At 48.0% G+C, this 18,580-nt stretch carries 20 protein-coding genes; 9 read left to right on the forward strand and 11 right to left on the reverse strand.

Going from position 1 to position 18,580, the window contains the following annotated elements:
* Positions 1–11: 11 nt before the first annotated feature.
* Entirely contained in the window at positions 12–611 is a 600-nt protein-coding gene (locus tag U9J37_RS16900; protein ID WP_005469479.1) for a TetR/AcrR family transcriptional regulator, read from the reverse strand.
* 246 nt (positions 612–857) lie between these two features.
* On the opposite strand from U9J37_RS16900, the gene U9J37_RS16905 reads away from it, so the two are divergent.
* The 5 genes from U9J37_RS16905 (at position 858) to U9J37_RS16925 (ending at position 5,952) form a co-directional block, all read left to right on the forward strand.
* Complete coding sequence (locus tag U9J37_RS16905; RefSeq protein ID WP_005469648.1) at positions 858–1,724, forward strand: hypothetical protein; 867 nt, start codon at positions 858–860, stop codon at positions 1,722–1,724.
* A gap of 8 nt (positions 1,725–1,732) precedes the next feature.
* Complete coding sequence (locus U9J37_RS16910) at positions 1,733–2,854, forward strand: BamA/TamA family outer membrane protein (RefSeq protein WP_005469593.1); 1,122 nt, start codon at positions 1,733–1,735, stop codon at positions 2,852–2,854.
* Positions 2,855–2,856: 2 nt separating this feature from the next.
* Entirely contained in the window at positions 2,857–3,954 is a 1,098-nt protein-coding gene (locus U9J37_RS16915; RefSeq protein ID WP_416200461.1) for a DUF4056 domain-containing protein, read from the forward strand.
* 360 nt (positions 3,955–4,314) lie between these two features.
* On the forward strand, positions 4,315–5,619 hold the full coding sequence (locus U9J37_RS16920; RefSeq protein ID WP_005469875.1) for a dicarboxylate/amino acid:cation symporter: 1,305 nt from the start codon (positions 4,315–4,317) through the stop codon (positions 5,617–5,619).
* Positions 5,620–5,736: 117 nt separating this feature from the next.
* Positions 5,737–5,952 (forward strand): TIGR02450 family Trp-rich protein, encoded by a 216-nt coding sequence (locus U9J37_RS16925; RefSeq protein ID WP_005469558.1) that lies wholly within the window; start codon positions 5,737–5,739, stop codon positions 5,950–5,952.
* A gap of 25 nt (positions 5,953–5,977) precedes the next feature.
* On the opposite strand, the gene U9J37_RS16930 is transcribed toward U9J37_RS16925, so the two are convergent.
* Positions 5,978–6,397, reverse strand: coding sequence for a winged helix-turn-helix transcriptional regulator (locus tag U9J37_RS16930; RefSeq protein WP_005469835.1), 420 nt, complete (start codon positions 6,395–6,397; stop codon positions 5,978–5,980).
* A 115-nt stretch (positions 6,398–6,512) separates the two neighbouring features.
* Between U9J37_RS16930 and U9J37_RS16935 the strand changes: the two genes are divergently transcribed.
* A complete protein-coding gene (locus U9J37_RS16935) occupies positions 6,513–7,055 on the forward strand; it encodes a nuclear transport factor 2 family protein (protein WP_005469630.1) in 543 nt (180 codons plus the stop codon).
* A 48-nt stretch (positions 7,056–7,103) separates the two neighbouring features.
* Here U9J37_RS16935 and U9J37_RS16940 read toward each other — a convergent pair whose 3' ends face one another.
* Together U9J37_RS16940 and U9J37_RS16945 are read right to left on the reverse strand one after the other, a co-directional pair.
* A complete protein-coding gene (locus U9J37_RS16940; protein ID WP_005469792.1) occupies positions 7,104–7,643 on the reverse strand; it encodes a phosphatase PAP2 family protein in 540 nt (179 codons plus the stop codon).
* Positions 7,644–7,783: 140 nt separating this feature from the next.
* On the reverse strand, positions 7,784–9,802 hold the full coding sequence (locus tag U9J37_RS16945; RefSeq protein WP_043886521.1) for an alkyl/aryl-sulfatase: 2,019 nt from the start codon (positions 9,800–9,802) through the stop codon (positions 7,784–7,786).
* Positions 9,803–9,921: 119 nt separating this feature from the next.
* Here U9J37_RS16945 and U9J37_RS16950 point away from each other — a divergent pair, with 119 nt between their 5' ends.
* Positions 9,922–10,824, forward strand: a complete 903-nt coding sequence (locus tag U9J37_RS16950; protein ID WP_005469790.1) for a LysR family transcriptional regulator — start codon at positions 9,922–9,924, stop codon at positions 10,822–10,824.
* A gap of 48 nt (positions 10,825–10,872) precedes the next feature.
* Here the strand turns inward: U9J37_RS16950 and U9J37_RS16955 are convergent, their stop codons facing one another.
* The 3 genes from U9J37_RS16955 to U9J37_RS16965 are packed head-to-tail and all read right to left on the reverse strand — an operon-like array spanning position 10,873 to position 13,211.
* Positions 10,873–11,997 (reverse strand): M20 family metallopeptidase, encoded by a 1,125-nt coding sequence (locus tag U9J37_RS16955; RefSeq protein ID WP_043886522.1) that lies wholly within the window; start codon positions 11,995–11,997, stop codon positions 10,873–10,875.
* Positions 11,998–12,006: 9 nt separating this feature from the next.
* On the reverse strand, positions 12,007–12,474 hold the full coding sequence (locus U9J37_RS16960; RefSeq protein ID WP_005469822.1) for a YjiG family protein: 468 nt from the start codon (positions 12,472–12,474) through the stop codon (positions 12,007–12,009).
* A complete protein-coding gene (locus tag U9J37_RS16965; RefSeq protein WP_043886523.1) occupies positions 12,474–13,211 on the reverse strand; it encodes a nucleoside recognition domain-containing protein in 738 nt (245 codons plus the stop codon). Before U9J37_RS16965 ends, U9J37_RS16960 begins: the two co-directional genes overlap by 1 nt.
* A gap of 381 nt (positions 13,212–13,592) precedes the next feature.
* On the opposite strand from U9J37_RS16965, the gene nhaD reads away from it, so the two are divergent.
* On the forward strand, positions 13,593–15,029 hold the full coding sequence (nhaD, locus tag U9J37_RS16970) for a sodium:proton antiporter NhaD (protein ID WP_005469864.1): 1,437 nt from the start codon (positions 13,593–13,595) through the stop codon (positions 15,027–15,029).
* Here nhaD and U9J37_RS16975 read toward each other — a convergent pair.
* Genes U9J37_RS16975 through U9J37_RS16985 form a run of 3 tightly spaced genes read right to left on the reverse strand, consistent with a single transcriptional unit; the run spans position 15,026 to position 17,268 of the window.
* On the reverse strand, positions 15,026–15,430 hold the full coding sequence (locus U9J37_RS16975) for a hypothetical protein (RefSeq protein WP_038212389.1): 405 nt from the start codon (positions 15,428–15,430) through the stop codon (positions 15,026–15,028). The two genes, nhaD and U9J37_RS16975, sit on opposite strands and share 4 nt — an antisense overlap.
* A 3-nt stretch (positions 15,431–15,433) precedes the next feature.
* Positions 15,434–15,910: a methylated-DNA--[protein]-cysteine S-methyltransferase gene (locus U9J37_RS16980; RefSeq protein ID WP_005469530.1), complete on the reverse strand. Its 477-nt coding sequence runs from the start codon at positions 15,908–15,910 to the stop codon at positions 15,434–15,436.
* Complete coding sequence (locus U9J37_RS16985; protein ID WP_005469679.1) at positions 15,907–17,268, reverse strand: DNA-3-methyladenine glycosylase 2 family protein; 1,362 nt, start codon at positions 17,266–17,268, stop codon at positions 15,907–15,909. Before U9J37_RS16985 ends, U9J37_RS16980 begins: the two co-directional genes overlap by 4 nt.
* A 145-nt stretch (positions 17,269–17,413) precedes the next feature.
* Here U9J37_RS16985 and U9J37_RS16990 point away from each other — a divergent pair, with 145 nt between their 5' ends.
* Positions 17,414–17,617, forward strand: coding sequence for a hypothetical protein (locus tag U9J37_RS16990; RefSeq protein WP_005469862.1), 204 nt, complete (start codon positions 17,414–17,416; stop codon positions 17,615–17,617).
* A 31-nt stretch (positions 17,618–17,648) separates the two neighbouring features.
* Here the strand turns inward: U9J37_RS16990 and U9J37_RS16995 are convergent, their stop codons facing one another.
* Positions 17,649–18,542 (reverse strand): LysR family transcriptional regulator, encoded by an 894-nt coding sequence (locus U9J37_RS16995; protein WP_038212383.1) that lies wholly within the window; start codon positions 18,540–18,542, stop codon positions 17,649–17,651.
* Positions 18,543–18,580 lie beyond the last annotated feature (38 nt).

Raw genomic sequence — 18,580 nt, forward strand, 5'->3', positions numbered from 1 at the left:
TCTTGGCGGAGTTAATGACAGCGATAACCATCGAGAAACAGCTGTACAATATCCGCAATGATCTGTTTTCTACGTTCACGAGACGGAATCTCTTGGTTCGCGACCAACTGAGGCCACATAAAATTCCCGTTCAATAGGCACATTAGCATACTGCTCATCTGGGCAGGATCTTGCATTTTGAGTTTGCGATCTTCGATGGCATCGGCAAACCACTGCTCGAGCTTATCGTCGTGGTTTTGCAGTTGATGAAGATACTTTTCCGACAATTCTGGCGCTCGAATAAATTCGCCAATCACCATCTTTGCCAATGGCATACCAAAATCATGGTAGAGGAAGTCCAGCTTTTGTAAGAGATAGTCGGCAAGTTGTTGCTCCACAGAAATAGACGGGTTGTAGATTATCGCCAACGCGTCATCACGGGCCGTGAGCGCCGATTTGACCGCGGCAAAGAACAGCACTTCCTTGCTCGAAAAATGCCGATAAAGGGTTCGTTTCGACGTTTGAGCGCGTTCGCAAACACGATCCATGTTCGCGGCAGCATAGCCAAATTCGATAAATTCCGCCTGCGCACTTTCAATCAACGCGAGTCGCTTTCTATCGGACAATTTCATGGGCAGATTCTTCCATCTTCAGCTCAAAGAGCGCGGATTATAAGCGAGAACAACTAAAAGTATACTTTAAAGTTTACTTTTTTGATTTGAGGAGTATGATGCGCTCACTTTTTATCGAGTCAGCGCCTTGCTGGCTCACCTAGGATCGCCCAGACACGGTTTTGGCGGCTTGATTACTTCGTAACGGCTCACGCATACGCACGGGTCTGACCCGCAGAGTCCTCGTTACACGCATTGACGTACACTATGAAACGCAGCTTCTTTCTTCTTACTGCTTGCAGCCTATTCTCTTCTTACGCTTTCGCTGACTCGATTTCGCTTCCTATTTGGAAAGAGCAAGCACAGGCTCTAGGCTATGAGCTACCAAAGCCTATTGGTTTCAATCTCAGTTACATGGGGATGCAACAAGGCATCAACGTTGACTCCATCGGCTTAAACAATTTAAAGGTGGGTCGCCCCCTGCTCGACAAGCTGATCGACAAGTACGCGGATATCCAAATGGAAGCCGAGCCGGGAAAACAGGTCACCAACGTCGTCACTCTCCGTGCGGATGTCTGGCTATTCCCATTCCTTAACCTGTATGCATTGGCGGGAAAGTTAGACGGCTATTCTGAAACGGATGTAAACGTCTCGGTAGGAATTAAAAACACCGAGAAGCCCTTGCTCAATACCAAGATTAATGACTTCCGATTGGATCTCGACGGCTATACCTTTGGCGCAGGGATGGTCCTTGCGGGCGGAATGGACAACTGGTTTTCACTGGTTGATGCAAGTTATACCCAAACCACTTTGACGGTTGTCGACGGCACCATCGACGCCATAGTGGTCTCACCTCGTATCGGTTACGACTTCCATAACACGGGTGTTCCACTGCGCGTTTGGGTGGGCGGTATGTACCAAAATGTCGAACAATACTTAACTGGCTCGATCGCGGATCTCGGTGGCAACTTCAGTGGTCTACAAGGCCAATTCGAAGTCAAACAGCATTTAACCTCTCCTTGGAATACATTGGCAGGCTTTCAATACCAACTGTCACCCAACTGGTACGTTTTGGGTGAAGCGGGCTTTGGTGAACGGCAAAGCGTGTTCCTCTCACTGGATCGCCGATTCTAGGAGGCGATATGAAAGCAAATCTTACCCTTGCAATTGCGGCGTTACTGTTTGTACCTGCCAGCCTAGCGAGCGAGGAAGACAACGATTGGATAGACACGCTGCTTACTCAGTTAGGCTCTAGTGAAACGGTCGATCACACTAAGCTCATCGACTGGGGCGTACTGCCCGGTCCATTCGTCAACCCTGAGCAAGGGCTGGGTATTGGTGTGGCCGCCGTCGGACTTTATCGCCCTATAGATTGGCAAACTGGTGTTCCCTATTCAACGTTAACTGTGACGTCATACGGCTCTACGTCTGGTTCATACGGGCTGGGCATTAACAACCGAACGTATTTGCAACAAGACTCGCTGCGACTGCTTGGTGAAGCCTGGATCAGCCACGAGCCCGGTTATTATTGGGGAATCGGCAAGCAATCAGCGCAGGACAATGCCAACAAAACCCCATATCAAGGTCAAAAGTTACTGATTAACCCAAAGTTGGCTTTAGAAGTCGCAGACCATGTTTACGTCAAGGCAGGTTTCAAATGGCACTCTTATCGTCATATGAAAGAGGTGGACAATAAACCACTGGTACACGGCCTTACAGACGCCACCAGCAGCGGGGTTGTGCTGGGGATGGAGTTTGACAGCCGAGACTTTGAACCAAACCCAAGTCGCGGACAGTTTATCGATATTGAATGGATAGCTAACCGAGGTGTCGTTGGCAGCGAGCAGAGCTACGATCACCTCACCATCAATGCAAGACACTACGCTCAATTCGACGCCAACACCGTGTTGGCGATGGAAGTCTATTCACAATCCATTTTTGGCGACGCCCCTTGGTTTGACTATGCCCAGCTTGGCGACGACAAACGTATGCGTGGCTATTACCAAGGGCAATATCGCGACAAGCATCAGTTTTCGACGCAAATCGAGCTGCGCCGAACACTGACTGGTCGACACGGTATGGTTGCTTGGTTGGGGGCTGGGAATGTGGCGCCGAGCTATCAAGCCCTGTTTGAAGATCGCTGGTTGCCGTCTATTGGCGTCGGCTATCGATTTGCGTTCAAAGCCAGAATTAACGTCCGTGTCGATGTAGGTGTTGGTAAAGAGAGCAGCGGATTTTATTTTCAAGTCAATGAGGCATTTTAGACGTGGGAAGATTAAAAATTATCCTCCTTGCCGTGATTGCGGTCACGGGGCTTAACGTTCACGCAAGCGAGCTTAACGCGCCTGTCGGTGTTCGACCGTGCTGCGCATTCGGTGTGGATCTCAAAGCTCAACTTGGTAGCGTGCCAGTGCCATTCTTCTCCTTGGAGAATGTCGTCGATAAAGGCAGTGTCGGCGACCATCACTACAATGATGGTAGCGCTTCTATCTCGGGCAGTTTGCTCGGGCTAGCAGATGAAACCAACGGGCTTGTGTTCACCAAGCTGGGCGGTTTTATCGACACGGCGCATGTTCGCGACACAGCGGACTATACCTACTACATTTTCCAGCTCAACAAACGCTATTTGAGTACGTCTCATCACATCGACTTACCCGCAGAATTGAGACTTCGCCGCGTAACTTGGCACCCGCAAACGCAGCCACTGAGTAAAGAGCAGAAAATCACCTACAGCGCCGAGGCCGCCGCGTTGACCGCCTTTCGATTGGCGCAATGGCACGAAATTGCGCAATGGTTTGGCATGGTTTCTGTCGGTGGTTTTGATGAGCTCGCTTCGGCTTTCTCATCGGAAGATTTGTACTCCAACATGCTTGGCGCCCATCTCGCGAAACAGATATTAATCGCGGCCCCAACGCTAAACACCAAGCAGTTTTCAGCGGCCATGGACCACGCACTAGAAACGGCGTTATCCGAGCTCAACGCGGTAACGAAATCGGTCACCAAGGAGAGAATCCAACAACTCGACGGCATTTGGTGGGACAGCAGCAAACGCCTGCCAAACAAGTGGGCACTTATCTATCGTGACTACCATTTGTCCTTGTCCTTGATGCCCCATTATCCAACGGCCACTCACCGTCTGCAGTTGAGTGAGACCTTTGACAATAACCAGCCCATAGAGCAGTGGCTCTCAGTCAGCTTCATTGCGGCAGACGAAGAAGACGCATTTGATAAACTGCCAAGTGCTATCCGAACCAAGTCCTCATGGTCGAGTCAGGATTTTCAATCACTCGCAAACTATGCAGAGCAAGTCGATAAAAACGCCATGATCAAGTTGGGGATTCAAGCGCACAAGATAAAACCGTAAACCTTGAGCACAGTAGTACGGGGAAACCTATTAATAAAAAATGCCAAAACCAATTGCATAACGCCTGACTATATATGCACTTTGGGTCGAATGACATCGTTATATGCACTCACTTTCTCAAGTAATGAGAAGTAACAAAGTATTAATGAGCAGCATTTTACATGTTAAATATGATAGAAAGAAGAATAATAAATTAAACAATACCGTTATCAAACTGTTAAATAGCACAAAGTAGCAGTGATCTAGATCACATCTATAAATCGATAACGCTTTTTTGATTTCTGAATTATCGACTCGCCTGATAACCTCCTGCTCGCCTTGAAGTGATCTCAAGGTGCATAACTATAAGGAGTGTTCACTATGAATACCAAGAAACCGATGTCGCTGACAGCTCGAGTAATTCTGGGTATGGTCGCGGGTATCTTGACAGGATTTGCAATTCGCACCCTCTTTGCCGACAACGGATTTGTCGACACATACATCGTCAATGGACTGTTTGAAGTTGGTGGGCAAATATTTGTTGCCAGCTTAAAAATGCTTGTTGTACCACTGGTGTTTGTTTCACTGGTCTGCGGTACAAGCTCTCTAAAAGATCTTTCTACACTTGGTCGAATGGGCGGTAAAACTCTCGCGTTTTACGTCACAACAACGGCTGTTGCTATCACGCTAGCACTGACCATGGGCAATCTGTTCCAACCAGGCGCAGGGGCTGATCTAACGGCAGCAAGCTCATTCAAATCGGCGGAAGCACCGTCGCTGGGCCAAGTCATCATCGATATGTTCCCAACCAACCCAATCAGCGCGATGGCTGAAGGCAAAACCCTTCAAGTTATCGTGTTTGCGGTCTTGTTTGGTATTGCGATCAGTGCCGCGGGTAAACCAGGTGAGCGTATCGCCGCGTTCTTCTCTGACTTAAACGAAGTCATCATGAAGTTGGTTGCGATTTTGATGAACCTCGCCCCATTTGGCGTGTTCTTCCTAATGGCGAAGCTGTTTACCGGCCTTGGTCTTAGCGCCATCGTCAACCTAGCAGAGTACTTCTTGGTACTGGCAGGAACCTTGGTTCTTCATGGTCTCGTGACCTACAGCGTGATGCTAAAAAGCTTCACTGGTCTTAGCCCAATCACCTTCTTGAAGAAGATGGAAGATGCGATTATGTTCGCGTTTTCGACCGCATCATCTAACGCTACGATTCCAGTGACGATGGAAACAGCGAAGAACCGTATGGGCGTAGACAACCGCGTATCTTCATTCACCGTGCCACTAGGGGCGACAGTGAATATGGATGGTACGGCTATCATGCAAGGTGTGGCGACAGCCTTCATTGCTCAAGCGTTCAACATTGACCTCACTATGGGTGACTACCTGATGGTTATCCTAACAGCAACATTGGCGTCTATCGGTACAGCGGGTGTTCCTGGTGTTGGTCTAGTGATGTTGGCAATGGTGTTGAACCAAGTGGGTCTGCCGCTAGAAGGCATCGCGCTTATCATGGGTGTTGACCGCCTATTGGATATGATTCGTACCGCGGTAAACATTACCGGTGACAGCGCAGTAACTGTGATTGTTGCTAAGTCAGAAGGTGCGTTGAACGAAGAGCGTTTCAACGACCCAATGGCCGGTGTCGAGGAAGAAGAAGTGCATCTAAAACGCCAAGAAGCGTAACCCGCTCACTTCCCACGAAAACAAAAAAACCAGCGACACACGTCGCTGGTTTTTTTCTATCTGAACTAAATGATGGCTCGTTCGTAAAACCCGTTAATTTCATTAGGTCAGGTCACTATGCATCGTATCAATCCCGCTAAGCTCCATCACAGCAAGTGGACAGCAGTAAAGCCACAACGAAAAGAGAAACACTTTTTAATTTCCGAGGTTGAGTTCGACGAAGACGGCAGCGTTAGTCGCTGCGTCTTAGAAGCGGTCATGTCGAAAAACGAGTACGAAATAAACTGGAGAGAGCTCAAAGACAGCAGCAAATGGCAACAAGGATGGAAGTAACGCTCAAAATGAACCACGTTGCAACCTAGCCATTTCGTTCATCATACGCCTGACGTGCAGCTCTGATATCACTTTGGTGGTCATCAGCCCAACTGACTAGCTGATAGAGGGGCTTAACCAAATCACTGCCCATTTCCGTCAGGCAGTACTCAACTTTAACGGGTACTTCAGGATATACGGTTCTTAACACGTACCCTTCACGCTCCAAATCTCGCAGCGTTTGAGTCAACATTCGCTGTGAAATCCCTTCAATACGCGATTTGAGCGCATTAAATCTATCTGGACCATCCACCAATGCAAACAGTATGAGCATTGACCATTTATCGCCGATCTGAGCGACAACATTGCGCACAGGGCAATCTTCATTATTGTAAAATCTGCGTCTTTCGACTTTGTCACGCGCGGCCATATCCCACCCTTTGTTGTCGTTAAAACTGTATTTCATGGTTACCAAAAAGTGCCTACCGCACATTTTGGTGCCTTCTTGCGCAGCAGGTTACTATTAATTACCATGGTTATCAATATATACCTAACCGATGAATTAATACTAAGGGAACACCATGTTAAAATCCATTATTACCGTACTTCTTCTTACCGTGAGTGCCGCAAGCTTCGCTCAACAAAAACAGACACAGCACATTGATCTGACCTCTCTAAGTAAATCGAGTTGGACAGAACAAGAGCGCGAGAATGCTCGCATCATCACCGATTTTGTTCAGCACCTAATGAACAACCATGACTTTGAATATGTATTAGAGCACTACAACGATAGTGCCTATGTACAGCACAATCGAAACCTTCCAGACAAAGTCACAGGGCTAGTGGGATTTTTGCAAGAGTTTGTTGAGGACTACCCAGAATACAGCTATGACGTGAAGCACGTATATGTGGATGGTGACTACGTTATATTCCACTCTCACGCCACTCTTGAAAAAGAAGACCGAGGCAACGATCAAAAAGGAATGAACATTATCGATACGTGGCGACTGGAAGATGGACGTATCGTAGAGCATTGGGACGCAATCCAAGCATTGGACTTTTCAATGCGTATGTACGCACTGTTTAGCGGCGGGGATATCGCCAACGAAAATGGCGTTTTCTAACTCGCTTTCCATCATAAAAGAGGTCCTTGGCCTCTTTTATGATGACGATTACCAAGCAAAGGCAACGTCGACGCCAGCACCATCACTGGTAACCCAAGGCAGGATTTGAACCGAACTGTCGTAGGTCTCGGTAAAGATCCACGCTGACACCATTCCCAGCGCAGCACCCGCGGCGACATCTCGCCAATAATGTCTATCCGCTTGCACTCGACCAACACCCACCAAAGTGGCAACTCCGTAAGCAGGTAAGCCCACTTCCCAGCCATAGCGCAAGTGCAAGGTGGTCGCCGAAGCAAAGGCGTTCGCCGTGTGATTAGACGGGAAACTCTTATTATCGCTACCGTCAGGTCGCTCGGCATCAATGGTGTTCTTGCCGATCAAACCGACCCCGGAAGCCGTACCGATACTAAAACCTGCTTGCTTAAAGCCTTCCCAATCGCCTTTATAGAGTGGCACAGCGGCGGCAATCCCCACTAATCCATAGGCACCCACATCACTGAACGTTTCCCAACTCTCTTTGTTGCTGGCATGAGAGGCGCAAGATAGAGCCAGACCACCAACAATAATACTTACCTGTTTTAACTTCATGATGATTCCTACGTATTTGGGCGAGTCGAACCATACAGCAGGGATAAGTTTGTTGTCAAAGTAGCGAGCGTAATGGTTTGTAAAAAAAAGAAAATGCCCCTCAGCGTGTCACACTGAGGGGCATCGAATGAGCGCCTTAATTATTTCGTTGGCATTGGCAAGATTTCAAACATACCATCAAAGTCATCTAGCGTTGCCGCAAGTTGGGTAACTAATTTAGCCTCCCCCGTTAGCTTCGCTTTGCCTGATTTAACCAAGCTCTCTAAGGTCGTTTGACCTAGCACCATCGCCGTCATATCGGTTTTGGTGATCTCCAACGTGACGTCTGTTTTTGGTAGGCTTTCCACTTCGATGTTCGCCATATTTGAGTTCGATACTTCACCAAAGTAAGACTCGTTCAAGTCAGGGTGATGAATACCGAAGCTAAAGTCGAGACCCGCTTGCTCTGCTTTTTCTGCATTCAATCTCACCGCCAAGAAATCGAGGAACATGCCAGTCGGGGTGTTTGCGATAACATCTGCCGACGCCAATTTAATCGAAGGTTGAATTTCACCCGTACGCAGCTCTACCGCACCTTGTAAGTAAGAATTACGCCAAGCCATGGTTTCCGATTGGTAGCCTTGCTGTTCAAAGCTATCCGCTAACGCAAAACGGTAGTTGATGTTGCTAGGGTCACACTGCACAAGGTCATTGAACAGTTGTGATGCCTCTTGGTATTCGCCATTGTCAAAGTGCGTTTTACCCGCTTTGAATAGTGTTTCTGAGCCTGCGGCTTTCACATAAACACACGACTTTTCTTTGGTTTGCAGTGGATTCGTGTTCACTGGGTTCATGTCGTGGTAGCCCAAGTAAAGGTTCACAACCGCGCGAGCGTTATGACTGTATGAACCATGGTAACCATTGGTGTGCCATGTCTCTTTTTGTGATTGCGGAATGATCTTCTCTATCTCACGACCCACATCATGAATGGTCACTCCATGATTGGCTAAGCGCATCGCTTGGTTATGAATAAAGCCATAGTTGTCGCGTTGCAGCGTCATGTAGTCAGCAATTTCATTGGTCTTGGTATTGACGTCATTCCAAACCGGCGCAGAGTGCGCAGCATGGATGTTATCAACCAAACCACTATCAACGTAACGCAGCTTGAGTTCAGTTAGGTATTTCGTCCACACCAGGGCATCGCGCACTTTCGCTCCGCGGAAGGTGTAGATGTTGTGCATGCCATCGTAGGTGAGCTCTGCGGTATTCAATGAGCGATACTCTGGAATGTAAAGCACAATCTCAGCCGGTGCTTCCGCGCCAGGCATGTTAATCGCATGGAACTCCAAGCCATCAATGGTAATGACTTTCTCTCGCTCTTCAATTTCTTGCGTTGGAGCCACTAAGGTAACTTCACCGCGAGAGGTCCCCAGACCTAGCGCGTTATCAACAATGCCTTGCGTGTTGTTGTCGAGTGTCGTGCCGTACTGGTAGTTGGCACGGCGTCCCATCGCAGCTCCAGCAATAACGTTTTCATCGGCCAGCTCTTTAATAAAGTCGTTTGGTGCGTAGATTGGAGCCCCTTCGACAAAGTCGCCAGACTCAAAAATCCCACGTGAGCCACCAAAGTGATCGGCGTGCATGTGCGAATAAATCATGCCCGTAATCTTATGTTCACCGTTGATCTTAGGTAGGTGCATTTTCGCAAACTCCCAAGACGCTGCCGCCGCTTGCTTTGAAAGCAGTGGGTCGTGAATCACGTAGCCATTGTCAGTACGGTAGATGGTCATATTCGACAGGTCTGCGCCACGAATCTGGTACACACCATCAGTCACTTGGTATAAACCGCCTGCTGCGTAATTCAGCATCCCTTGACGCCAAATTGAAGGGTTAACCGACGCTGGCAGCTCGTTGACGCTCATGTCAGCCATGTATTCAAAGCGATTTTTAAGCTCGCCTGCTTCATGGGTTCCAAACTCCGCAATCAATCCTTTTTGCGTGCGCTCAAATGCACTGACATCTTGCCAAGGCAGCGATTTAGCGAGTGTCGCATTCGCTTGTTGAGTGTGCGTGGTCGCAGGCTTTCCTTGGTAAGTCTCTAGGCTGGCATAATCTGCCGATGCTGAGAATGAAACCATAAGTGCAAGTGAAATGGCTGAAGGTGCAAAACGGTGTGTCATAGGGAACCTCGTAGTGTCTCTTTATTGGGTACAGGACTAATGTACTCATTTGACACATCAGGATATATACATGAGAATTTATACAAAACATCGCGAACTGTTATGTATCAGGAAGAAGTATGAATGACGCCCCCATCGATCTAAATCTGTTTAAAGTCTTTCTTAACGTCTATCAGCATCGTTCAATCACCGTTGCCGCCGACGTAATGGGGCTAACGCAACCCGGCGTGAGCGGCGTTTTAAAGCGGCTTCAGCAACAGTTGGGGGTTCAACTCTTTATTCGCTCCGGCCGAGGGATCGCGCCAACCCACCAAGCCCATGAGTTGGCGCGTCAAATCGAGCCAGCGCTCAATCAAATTCACAATGCCATCGAAGGGATCGAGCGTTTCAGCACCGACAATTCTCGCCGCTTTGTGGTGTACACCAGCGAGCCGATGATGCTGATGTTACTGCCAAAAATTGAAGCGGATCAGACTCTAGGCAATGTTGAAATTGAACTGCATCCGACACTGTCTAGCGAAGAAAAGCTCATTCATAGCCTCAATCAACAGAAGGCCGATCTTGCCATCGACTTTGCTAACTACTCCGCGCCCTCCTTCTTCTCAGAATTTTTCTGTACCGACGAAATCTGCATTATTGCTCGCAAAGATCACCCAAGAGTTAAGGGAGCTCTGACACTTAAGCAGTTCTACGACGAAAAGCACGTCACGCTCAAACTCAGACGCGAAGATGCTTATCTGGCCGACTATTTTACCGAAGAGTCCATAGGCGAACGCAAAGTCGCGGCAGAGTGTGATTCTCTGGTATCGCAAATGACGATGATCGCCAACACCAATTGCCTTGCTGCTATGGTCAGAAGCATCGCGAACCAGTTCGCAGACCGACTCGATCTACAGGTACTCGACGCTCCATTTACCAGCATCCCAGTTAAGTACCGACTGTTAACGCATAATCGCATGAGGCACAGCCCAGCGAATTTGTGGCTAAGAGAGAAACTTAAGTCTTACTTTGTCAGTGAATAAGAAAAAGCCCCAAAAGTTTGGGGCTTAGTTTTAAAATGAAGGCATTGGTTATTGAGCAATTTTCTCGATAACTCGCATCAACAATCGAATGCGCGGTTCAATCGACTCAAGCAACAAGTACTCTTGGTCACTGTGGAAACCCGCACCGATTGGCCCTAAGCCATCCAATGTTGGAACGCCTAGGATCGCGGTGTTGTTCGCGTCTGAGCCACCACCGACTTCTTTCCAGTTGATGTCGATGTCAAGCTCATCGGCTGCCTGTTCGACTAGCGCCATTAACGCTTCGGTTTGCTCGCTTGGCACCATAGAAGGTTTGTACGCTTCGCGCTCTAACGTAATGCGTACACCAGCATCAAACGCTTGTTGAGATAGAGCCGTTAACTCGGTGTCGACATCATCGTATTCGCCGTTGTTCCAGAAACGGACATCAACAATAGCCTCTGCGTGTTCAGGGACAATATTGGCTCCCGCGCCACCTGACACAATCCCCACGTTCAGCGTTGTGCCAGAGTCAAAGTTGGTCATCGCGTTGATGGCTAGGATCCAATTGGCCATTTCGGTAATTGCACTGTGGCCCTTCTCCGGTTCATTACCTGCATGTGCGGCAACACCATCAAAGGTGATTTTGTAACGAGCCATCCCTTTGCGAGCCTTGACCAAGCCACCATCAGCACGCGCAGCCTCTGCCACCAGAACGTGTTTTGCCTGTTTGGCGGTGGCCTGAATCCAATCGACAGAGTCAAGAGAGCCTGTCTCTTCGTCTGGGTTCATACAGATACAGATTGAGAGCGAATCTAAAACACTGCGATCCAAATTGCGCATTGCATAAACGATATTGAGCAAACCAGACTTCATGTCAGATACGCCGGGACCGTAGGCTTTATCGGAATCGGTTGTCATTGGGCGCAATTCTGCAGTCCCGACAGGAAAGACCGTATCCATATGGCCAATCAGCATAACATCAATATCGGATGCCTCTGGCTTGTTGCGAATTTCTAAACCAACACCAGCTTTACCACAATCGACACGCTTGACGTACCAACCTTGCAGTTGTTGAAACTTACGCTCAAATTGAGTGGCGATACATTCAATCCCCTCAACCGTGTAGGTGCCACAGTCGACATCAATCAGCGGGCGGAGCTCTTCGAGGTAGTCATTCAGTGAAAACGTCATCATTCAGCCCTATACAAACAAGTTCATGACTAGCATGGCGCCAAAAGCGTTCAATACTGAAATCGCGATCATCACAGGAATGTAACGGCCTTCAGTACCGATTGGTCCCATGATGCGTCCCATGTACTGAACTTGAGAGCCCATGAGGTAGATAGCAGGTGCTAAGATAGCGATATGCGCGCCATTTAAGATACCTTGGTCAAACAGCGTGATCACAACGCCTACCGCTCCGCCCATCGACATCCATGCACCAATCAAAACAGCAGCAGCCTCACCCGGCAGGCCAAAAACAGCCATAATCGGCGCAAATACTGTGCCCATCATGTCGAGCGCGCCCGTAATCTGTAACGCTTTGATGATCACAAACGCCATCAAGACATTCGGTACGGTAGAGGTCGTTGCAATTACCCAACCCTTCTTTGCGCCTTCAACGAAAATGTCCGTCACCATTGGCTTTCTTGCTTTTACTTCGCTCATTATGCTGTCTCCTCTTTTAGGTTTTGCGCATCACGCTTATCTTGCTTGTCTTCTTTGCCTTCCGTGATGTTGAGGTAAATACGGAATAAGTTCGCCCCGACAAATTTGAAGACAAACATGATGGCAACCGCCAAACCAATCGAAGAAGTCACAGCCAAAGAGCCATCAGCCAGCGTTAGAGTAAACAGCACCGCACCCGACGAGAAAAAGTTGACAATGGTCGCCCCAGCGGTGAACTGGAACATGGTGAATACGTCGGTTTCGCGTTTAGTCAGCCTACCTTCGTCTTTAAGTTGACGGGTCATGGCAGCGCCTGCATCGGTACTTTGCAAAGAAGCAATCAACGCAAGGCCGGAGCTACCTGGAATACCCATCAGCGGGCGAAGAAGAGGCGTCAGAAGTTTGCGCGCGGCATCCAGCGCACCGTAGTGCTCAAGCACATTGATCACACCCAATGCGAACATAACGGTTGGGATCAGAGTCAATGCGAAAATAAAACCATCGCGCGCGCCACTGCCACCTTTACCGCGCAAGGATGTGGTTGCTGCTTCTAAGCCTTCAGCGGTTTCTGTAACGTCGTAAGCGACCTTACCGAAAGAGCCATTCAGCGTGGTAAAGTCAAGCACACCATACCAGTCATTGGACTTCATCAGCCCGGAAAAAAAGACAACGGCGAACGCCAAAGCAACGTAGCAACCCCACGTGACTTTGCGCTCCTTTTGATTTGAATCAGACATAAATCACCTATGCATTAGTTTATGTGGAACAGAACGCATAGGATCTTGAATTAAATCGTATGGCGTTAGGATGATCCTTATCAAATAGTGAAACGAACTATTAATATCTTTTAAATTGCTATTATATTTTGTGATAATTAGCGTAAATAGCAGATTTTTCCAACCACATAAATCAACATTGCATATCACTCGAGTTCATAAATTCTTCACCAATCGTTAAAAAATGATGCAAATTCAAACAGATCAAACCTATCTCACAAACCAATAGGTAAAAGCCCATTAGACTATGAGGCCATTGCTTATACCCAAGTGACTTCTAAATGCGCGCAGACGTGAGGTTACTTGGGTATAACAACAATCATCTTTCAAAGGAGTGGAAGTATGAAACTGCAGTGGTCAGTCTTTATTGCTTTAACGCTATCCCCCCTCACCGCCTTTGCTGCCAACGCTTCAGGTGAGATTTTGCCCCTAACCCAATCTACCATCGGCTATGCCGCGTTGCTCATTTTTGCTATTGCGTACACCTTGGTCATGCTCGAAGAGTATTTGCAATTGCGAAAATCAAAGCCCGTACTTCTTGCAGCAGGCATCATCTGGGCAATGATTGGCTACGTCTATTCTCAGTACGATCAAATAGAGGTTGCTAAAGCCGCCTTAGAACACAACTTGCTCGAATACGCGGAATTACTGCTGTTTTTGCTGGTTGCCATGACATACATAAGCGCGATGGAAGAGCGGCGACTGTTTGATGCACTTCAGGCTTGGATGGTCGGCAAAGGGTTTAACTTTCGGGCGCTGTTTTGGTTGACGGGTATTCTCTCATTCTTTATCTCGCCGATTGCCGATAACCTGACGACTGCATTGCTGATGTGCGCTGTAGTGATGAAAGTTGCTGGAGACAACACTCGATTTATCAATCTTGCCTGTATCAACATTGTTATCGCCGCCAATGCCGGAGGCGCGTTTAGCCCGTTTGGGGATATTACAACACTGATGGTGTGGCAAGCGGGTCATGTCTCCTTTGCGGAGTTTATGCCGCTGTTTTTGCCCTCAGTGGTCAATTACCTGATCCCTGCTTTGATCATGTCGTTCTTTGTTCCGGACACTAAGCCGAATGTGGTCCACCAGCATGTTGAACTTAAACGCGGAGCGCGCAGAATTGTCGCCTTGTTTATCCTCACGATTTCGACGGCCGTCGCCTTCCATGCGGTGCTGCACTTCCCGCCTGTCATTGGCATGATGATGGGGCTTGCTTATTTGCAGTTCTTTGGTTTTTTCCTGCGCAGAACACTCAAAGCATCGCTGCATAAAAAAGCGGCCATGGCCATTGCTAACCGAGATGATCATGCGTTAAAACGCCTTGGGTCTGTTGTCCCGTTTGATGTATTTAGACGAGTCTCCCATGCCGAGTGGGATACATTACTGTTTTTCTACGGCGTGGTTATGTGTGTAGGAGGCTTGAGCCTGTTGGGTTATTTAGGCTTGATTTCAGAAGTCATGTACACCCAATGGGATCCTGTGTGGGCGAATGTGATGGTGGGCATCTTGTCCGCGATTGTAGATAACATTCCAGTCATGTTTGCTGTGCTTACCATGGAGCCGACAATGTCGATGGGGAACTGGCTGTTAGTCACACTCACTGCCGGAGTAGGAGGCAGTTTGCTGTCGATTGGTTCTGCTGCAGGCGTAGCGTTGATGGGCGCGGCTCATGGCAAATACACCTTCTTTGGTCACCTAAAATGGATGCCCGTCATCGCTCTTGGATACACAGCAAGTATCCTCGTCCATATGATGCTCAACACCCACCTGTTTACTTAATTAGATTCCACTGGCAAAGGCGTGAAATCGCGCTTTTGCCAGACACTAGCCAGTTGATACTTGGCACATGTGCTACATGTAAGCAACTCGTTCTGGCCGTGAATCCTCATCACGATGTCTTCTCGTTTCTCTTTCGAGCTATTTCGCATCGTGATGGTCAGATCGTTTCCTTTCACTTCAAAGGGCTTGGTCATGTTGAGTTCACCTTCACGAACAAACGTGACTTGAGCGTCCGAAAACTTCAGCAAATCTTGGTTGTATTGGTTTTCAAAAGTGCCCGTAAACTCATAGGTCTGCTTATTGAGCATGCGTACCGCTTTTTCTTCCGAGCAGCCAACAAGCAGCATCAACGCACTGATGCCAACAACGGACAAGATGATTCCAAAACGCTCGGTTGCCATTGACTACTCCTTTTGTTCTAGTTTCAACAGTTGCGCCTTTCGCTCGACGCCACCGGCATACCCGGTCAACTTACCATTTTTACCAATCACTCGGTGGCACGGAACAATCACAGAGATCGGGTTCTTACCATTGGCTAAGCCGACAGCTCTCACCGCTTTCGGATTGCCTATCGCATTTGCCAACTCTTGATAGCTCCACGTCTCTCCGTAAGGGATGGTGGTTAAGGCATGCCAAACCTGTTGCTGGAATTGCGTACCTTGGGCAGACAAAGGCAAATTGAACTCGGTTCTTTCACCGCAAAAGTATTCGTGTAACTGTTTGATTGCATTATTAAGTATAGAATCAGATTCTGTGTATTGTCCGAGTTCTTTTGGTTGTGTTGTCTGAGTTTCAAACCACGCGCCAAGTAAACCGTCAGCGTCCGCTTGCAGCGTCATCTCTCCTAGTGGCGTGGTAAAAATAGTGTAGTAAGTGCTCATGCGTGACTCCAGCAGTGAAAAGTGGCGTAGCTACCCCAAGGAGAGACCGCCTCTTTAGTGATCGAGGGGAAATGGACCAGCGCCTTTTTGACCACCAAATCTCCCTCTAAAAAACAGTTTGGCTCGGATGCGCCGCGTAGACGAGCATAGTTGACCGTCCAAGGGCCAATACCTTTGATTTTTAGCCACTCTTCCAGAGCGATATCCGGTGTTTGACTCATGATTTGGGCAAAGCGCGCTAAGGTCTCTTTTCGACTTTGTGGCATACGTAAAAAGCTCAAATCAGAACCAGCAATGTCTTGCGCAGTAGGGAAGTGAGTCACCCCTTCAGGCTGCAATGTCTGAGCCAATAAATTAAGCTGCCCGATCGCCGCTTTTATCGACACTTGTTGACCAAGAATGGCTCGAACCCCCGCTTCCCAGCAGTTCCATACCCCCGGAATACGAATGCCAGAGTGTTGAACGAAATTGGCATCGAGTTGATGAAGCTGGTTTTCAATACTCAATACATCACTGTCCAAATCAAACATGCGCCTTAGCTGATTAACCAGTTTTTTCACCAGCTTAGTGTCCTCAAGGGTGAACTCGACTCGCATCACCCCCACTTTGTGTTGGGAAATGCGCAACCAACCTGCGCAGCCGTCCAGCAAGAATGCGCGTTCGTAGCTTTTGTCGTCAACCTTCTCTAACCCTTCGATTGCTCGCAAGCGGTAGAAATCAAGCATCCTTGGCCAATCTAATGGCCCTTGGTAGGCAAGATCAATATAGTTTGTGTCCATGTTTTCCTGTTTTCGTTTCCGCACTTGGCTCGGGGTTAACTTCAATATTTGTTTAAACGCATCGTTAAAGCGTCTCACACTATTAAAGCCACTCGCAAAGGCAATATCCGTGACGCTCATTGAGCTTGAGTGAAGCAAATGTTTAGCAAACATGAGTTGTTGGTACTGCGCATACTGCTTTGGCGCCATCCCCAAATGGGTTTGAAATAGCTGACGCAAATAGCGATCACTGATACCCAAGCGTGTCGCAAGTTGCGCCAAGCTGTGACTCTGCAACTCCCCTTGCTCGATAAGCTGCAACGCTCGATAGAGAGTGGTTTCGACCCCTTTCCATGCCCAGGAGCTCGGAGCGCTATCTGGCTTACATCGCAAACAAGGTCGATAACCTGCTTGCAGTGCTTGCGCTTTGTCGATGAAATACTCGACGTTTTCTTCCTTGGGGAGATTGGCAGGGCATATCGGTCGGCAAAATATCCCAGTACTTTTTACCGCAACATAAAATCGACCATCAAATCGCGCATCTCGAGCCATTCGAGCTCGCTGACATTCTAACGTCGATAAGGTAGCTAAACCGCTCATACTCTCGTCCTGAATCGTTATGATGCCTCCAGTCTAAATCACCCTCAGCACAATACTAGCCATTTTCGGAACTCAATGAATTTGCGATCTGTTGAAACTCTTCTAAATTAAAAAATGCAGACGATAAATAATAAGGAAGTTGGCTATGAACCTGCACTCTTGCACCCTTGTCCTTGGTGACAATGTGGTAATGACGTGTGATAACGTCGAACAAACACTAGGCATTATTGATGAGCATGGCGCATCCAATATCAACCGAATACTGATTGATGCGACCGATGGTCAGAATGTTCATTCGTTCCACCATTTAAGCATTGAAGAGTCGATAGAAAGTTTAATGAACCTATAAAAAAAAGAGCCTCTCGTTTGAGAGGCTCTTTTTATTCTTCCACCGGAAAATCCGCCATTTGCTGCAATGTGTAGGCAGTGACAGGATCGATATGTTTGACTAACTCTTCAACTTGTTCGATCGCTTCAATCGAAGTACTGGCCTTACGATAGCTAAGATAAATCGGGCGACACCAATCTTCGACGCCTTTCACTTTATAAAGCTGTTCGTTGGTCAAAAATGGCTCAACCATCGACGCAGGAAGGTAAGCGCTGCCGCCTTTCTCCAAAATGAAGTCCAAGGCAATACGCGCAGTAGACGTGCGCAAATAAGGGGCTGGAATTTTTGGGTGACGCTCAGCATGCTCTGAGGCAAATTTCGTCCCCCAGTCAACGTAAACGTACTTATCTTCGAACACGTGCTCTAGGTCTTGCTCTTCTGTAGACACAAGAACCAACACCACATCCGCCACTTTTTTGCAGTTGAGTTCATCGGCTTTGATTTGGTCAAACGCAAACGCCATGTCGAGGGTGCGCTCTTGCAAGCTGCGATTTAACGCTTCACGGCCCATAATCTCGGCCATAAAGCCATAACCTTCAAACTCATCAGTGACAAGGCTTAGACAGTTTTGTAAGTAAGCATCCCATACGTTTGGCGTCCCGCCCAGAGTCAACTGCAGGGCTTTTCCACTTTCAAGCGAGAGTTCTAGCTTGGCTTGCTGCAGCGTGCTTACCATGACCTCGGCGTAGCCAATTAAACGCTCTCCGGCAGAGGTCAGTTTGATGTTGTTTCGATCGCGAATAAACAATTGCGTATCAAAATAGCTTTCTAGCTGCTTGATTCGGGCACTTACCGCAGCTTGAGTGATGTAAAGGTTCTCAGCGGCACGGCCGAAGTGGCGAACGTTGGCTAATTCCAAAAACGTTCTAAAGACTTTTACGTCCATCTAATTTCCTCTAGGTGTAATCTTTCACAATAGCAAAA

It is taken from the genome of Vibrio sp. 16 (genome assembly GCF_963681195.1).
GTDB classification, from domain to species: domain Bacteria; phylum Pseudomonadota; class Gammaproteobacteria; order Enterobacterales; family Vibrionaceae; genus Vibrio; species Vibrio sinaloensis_D.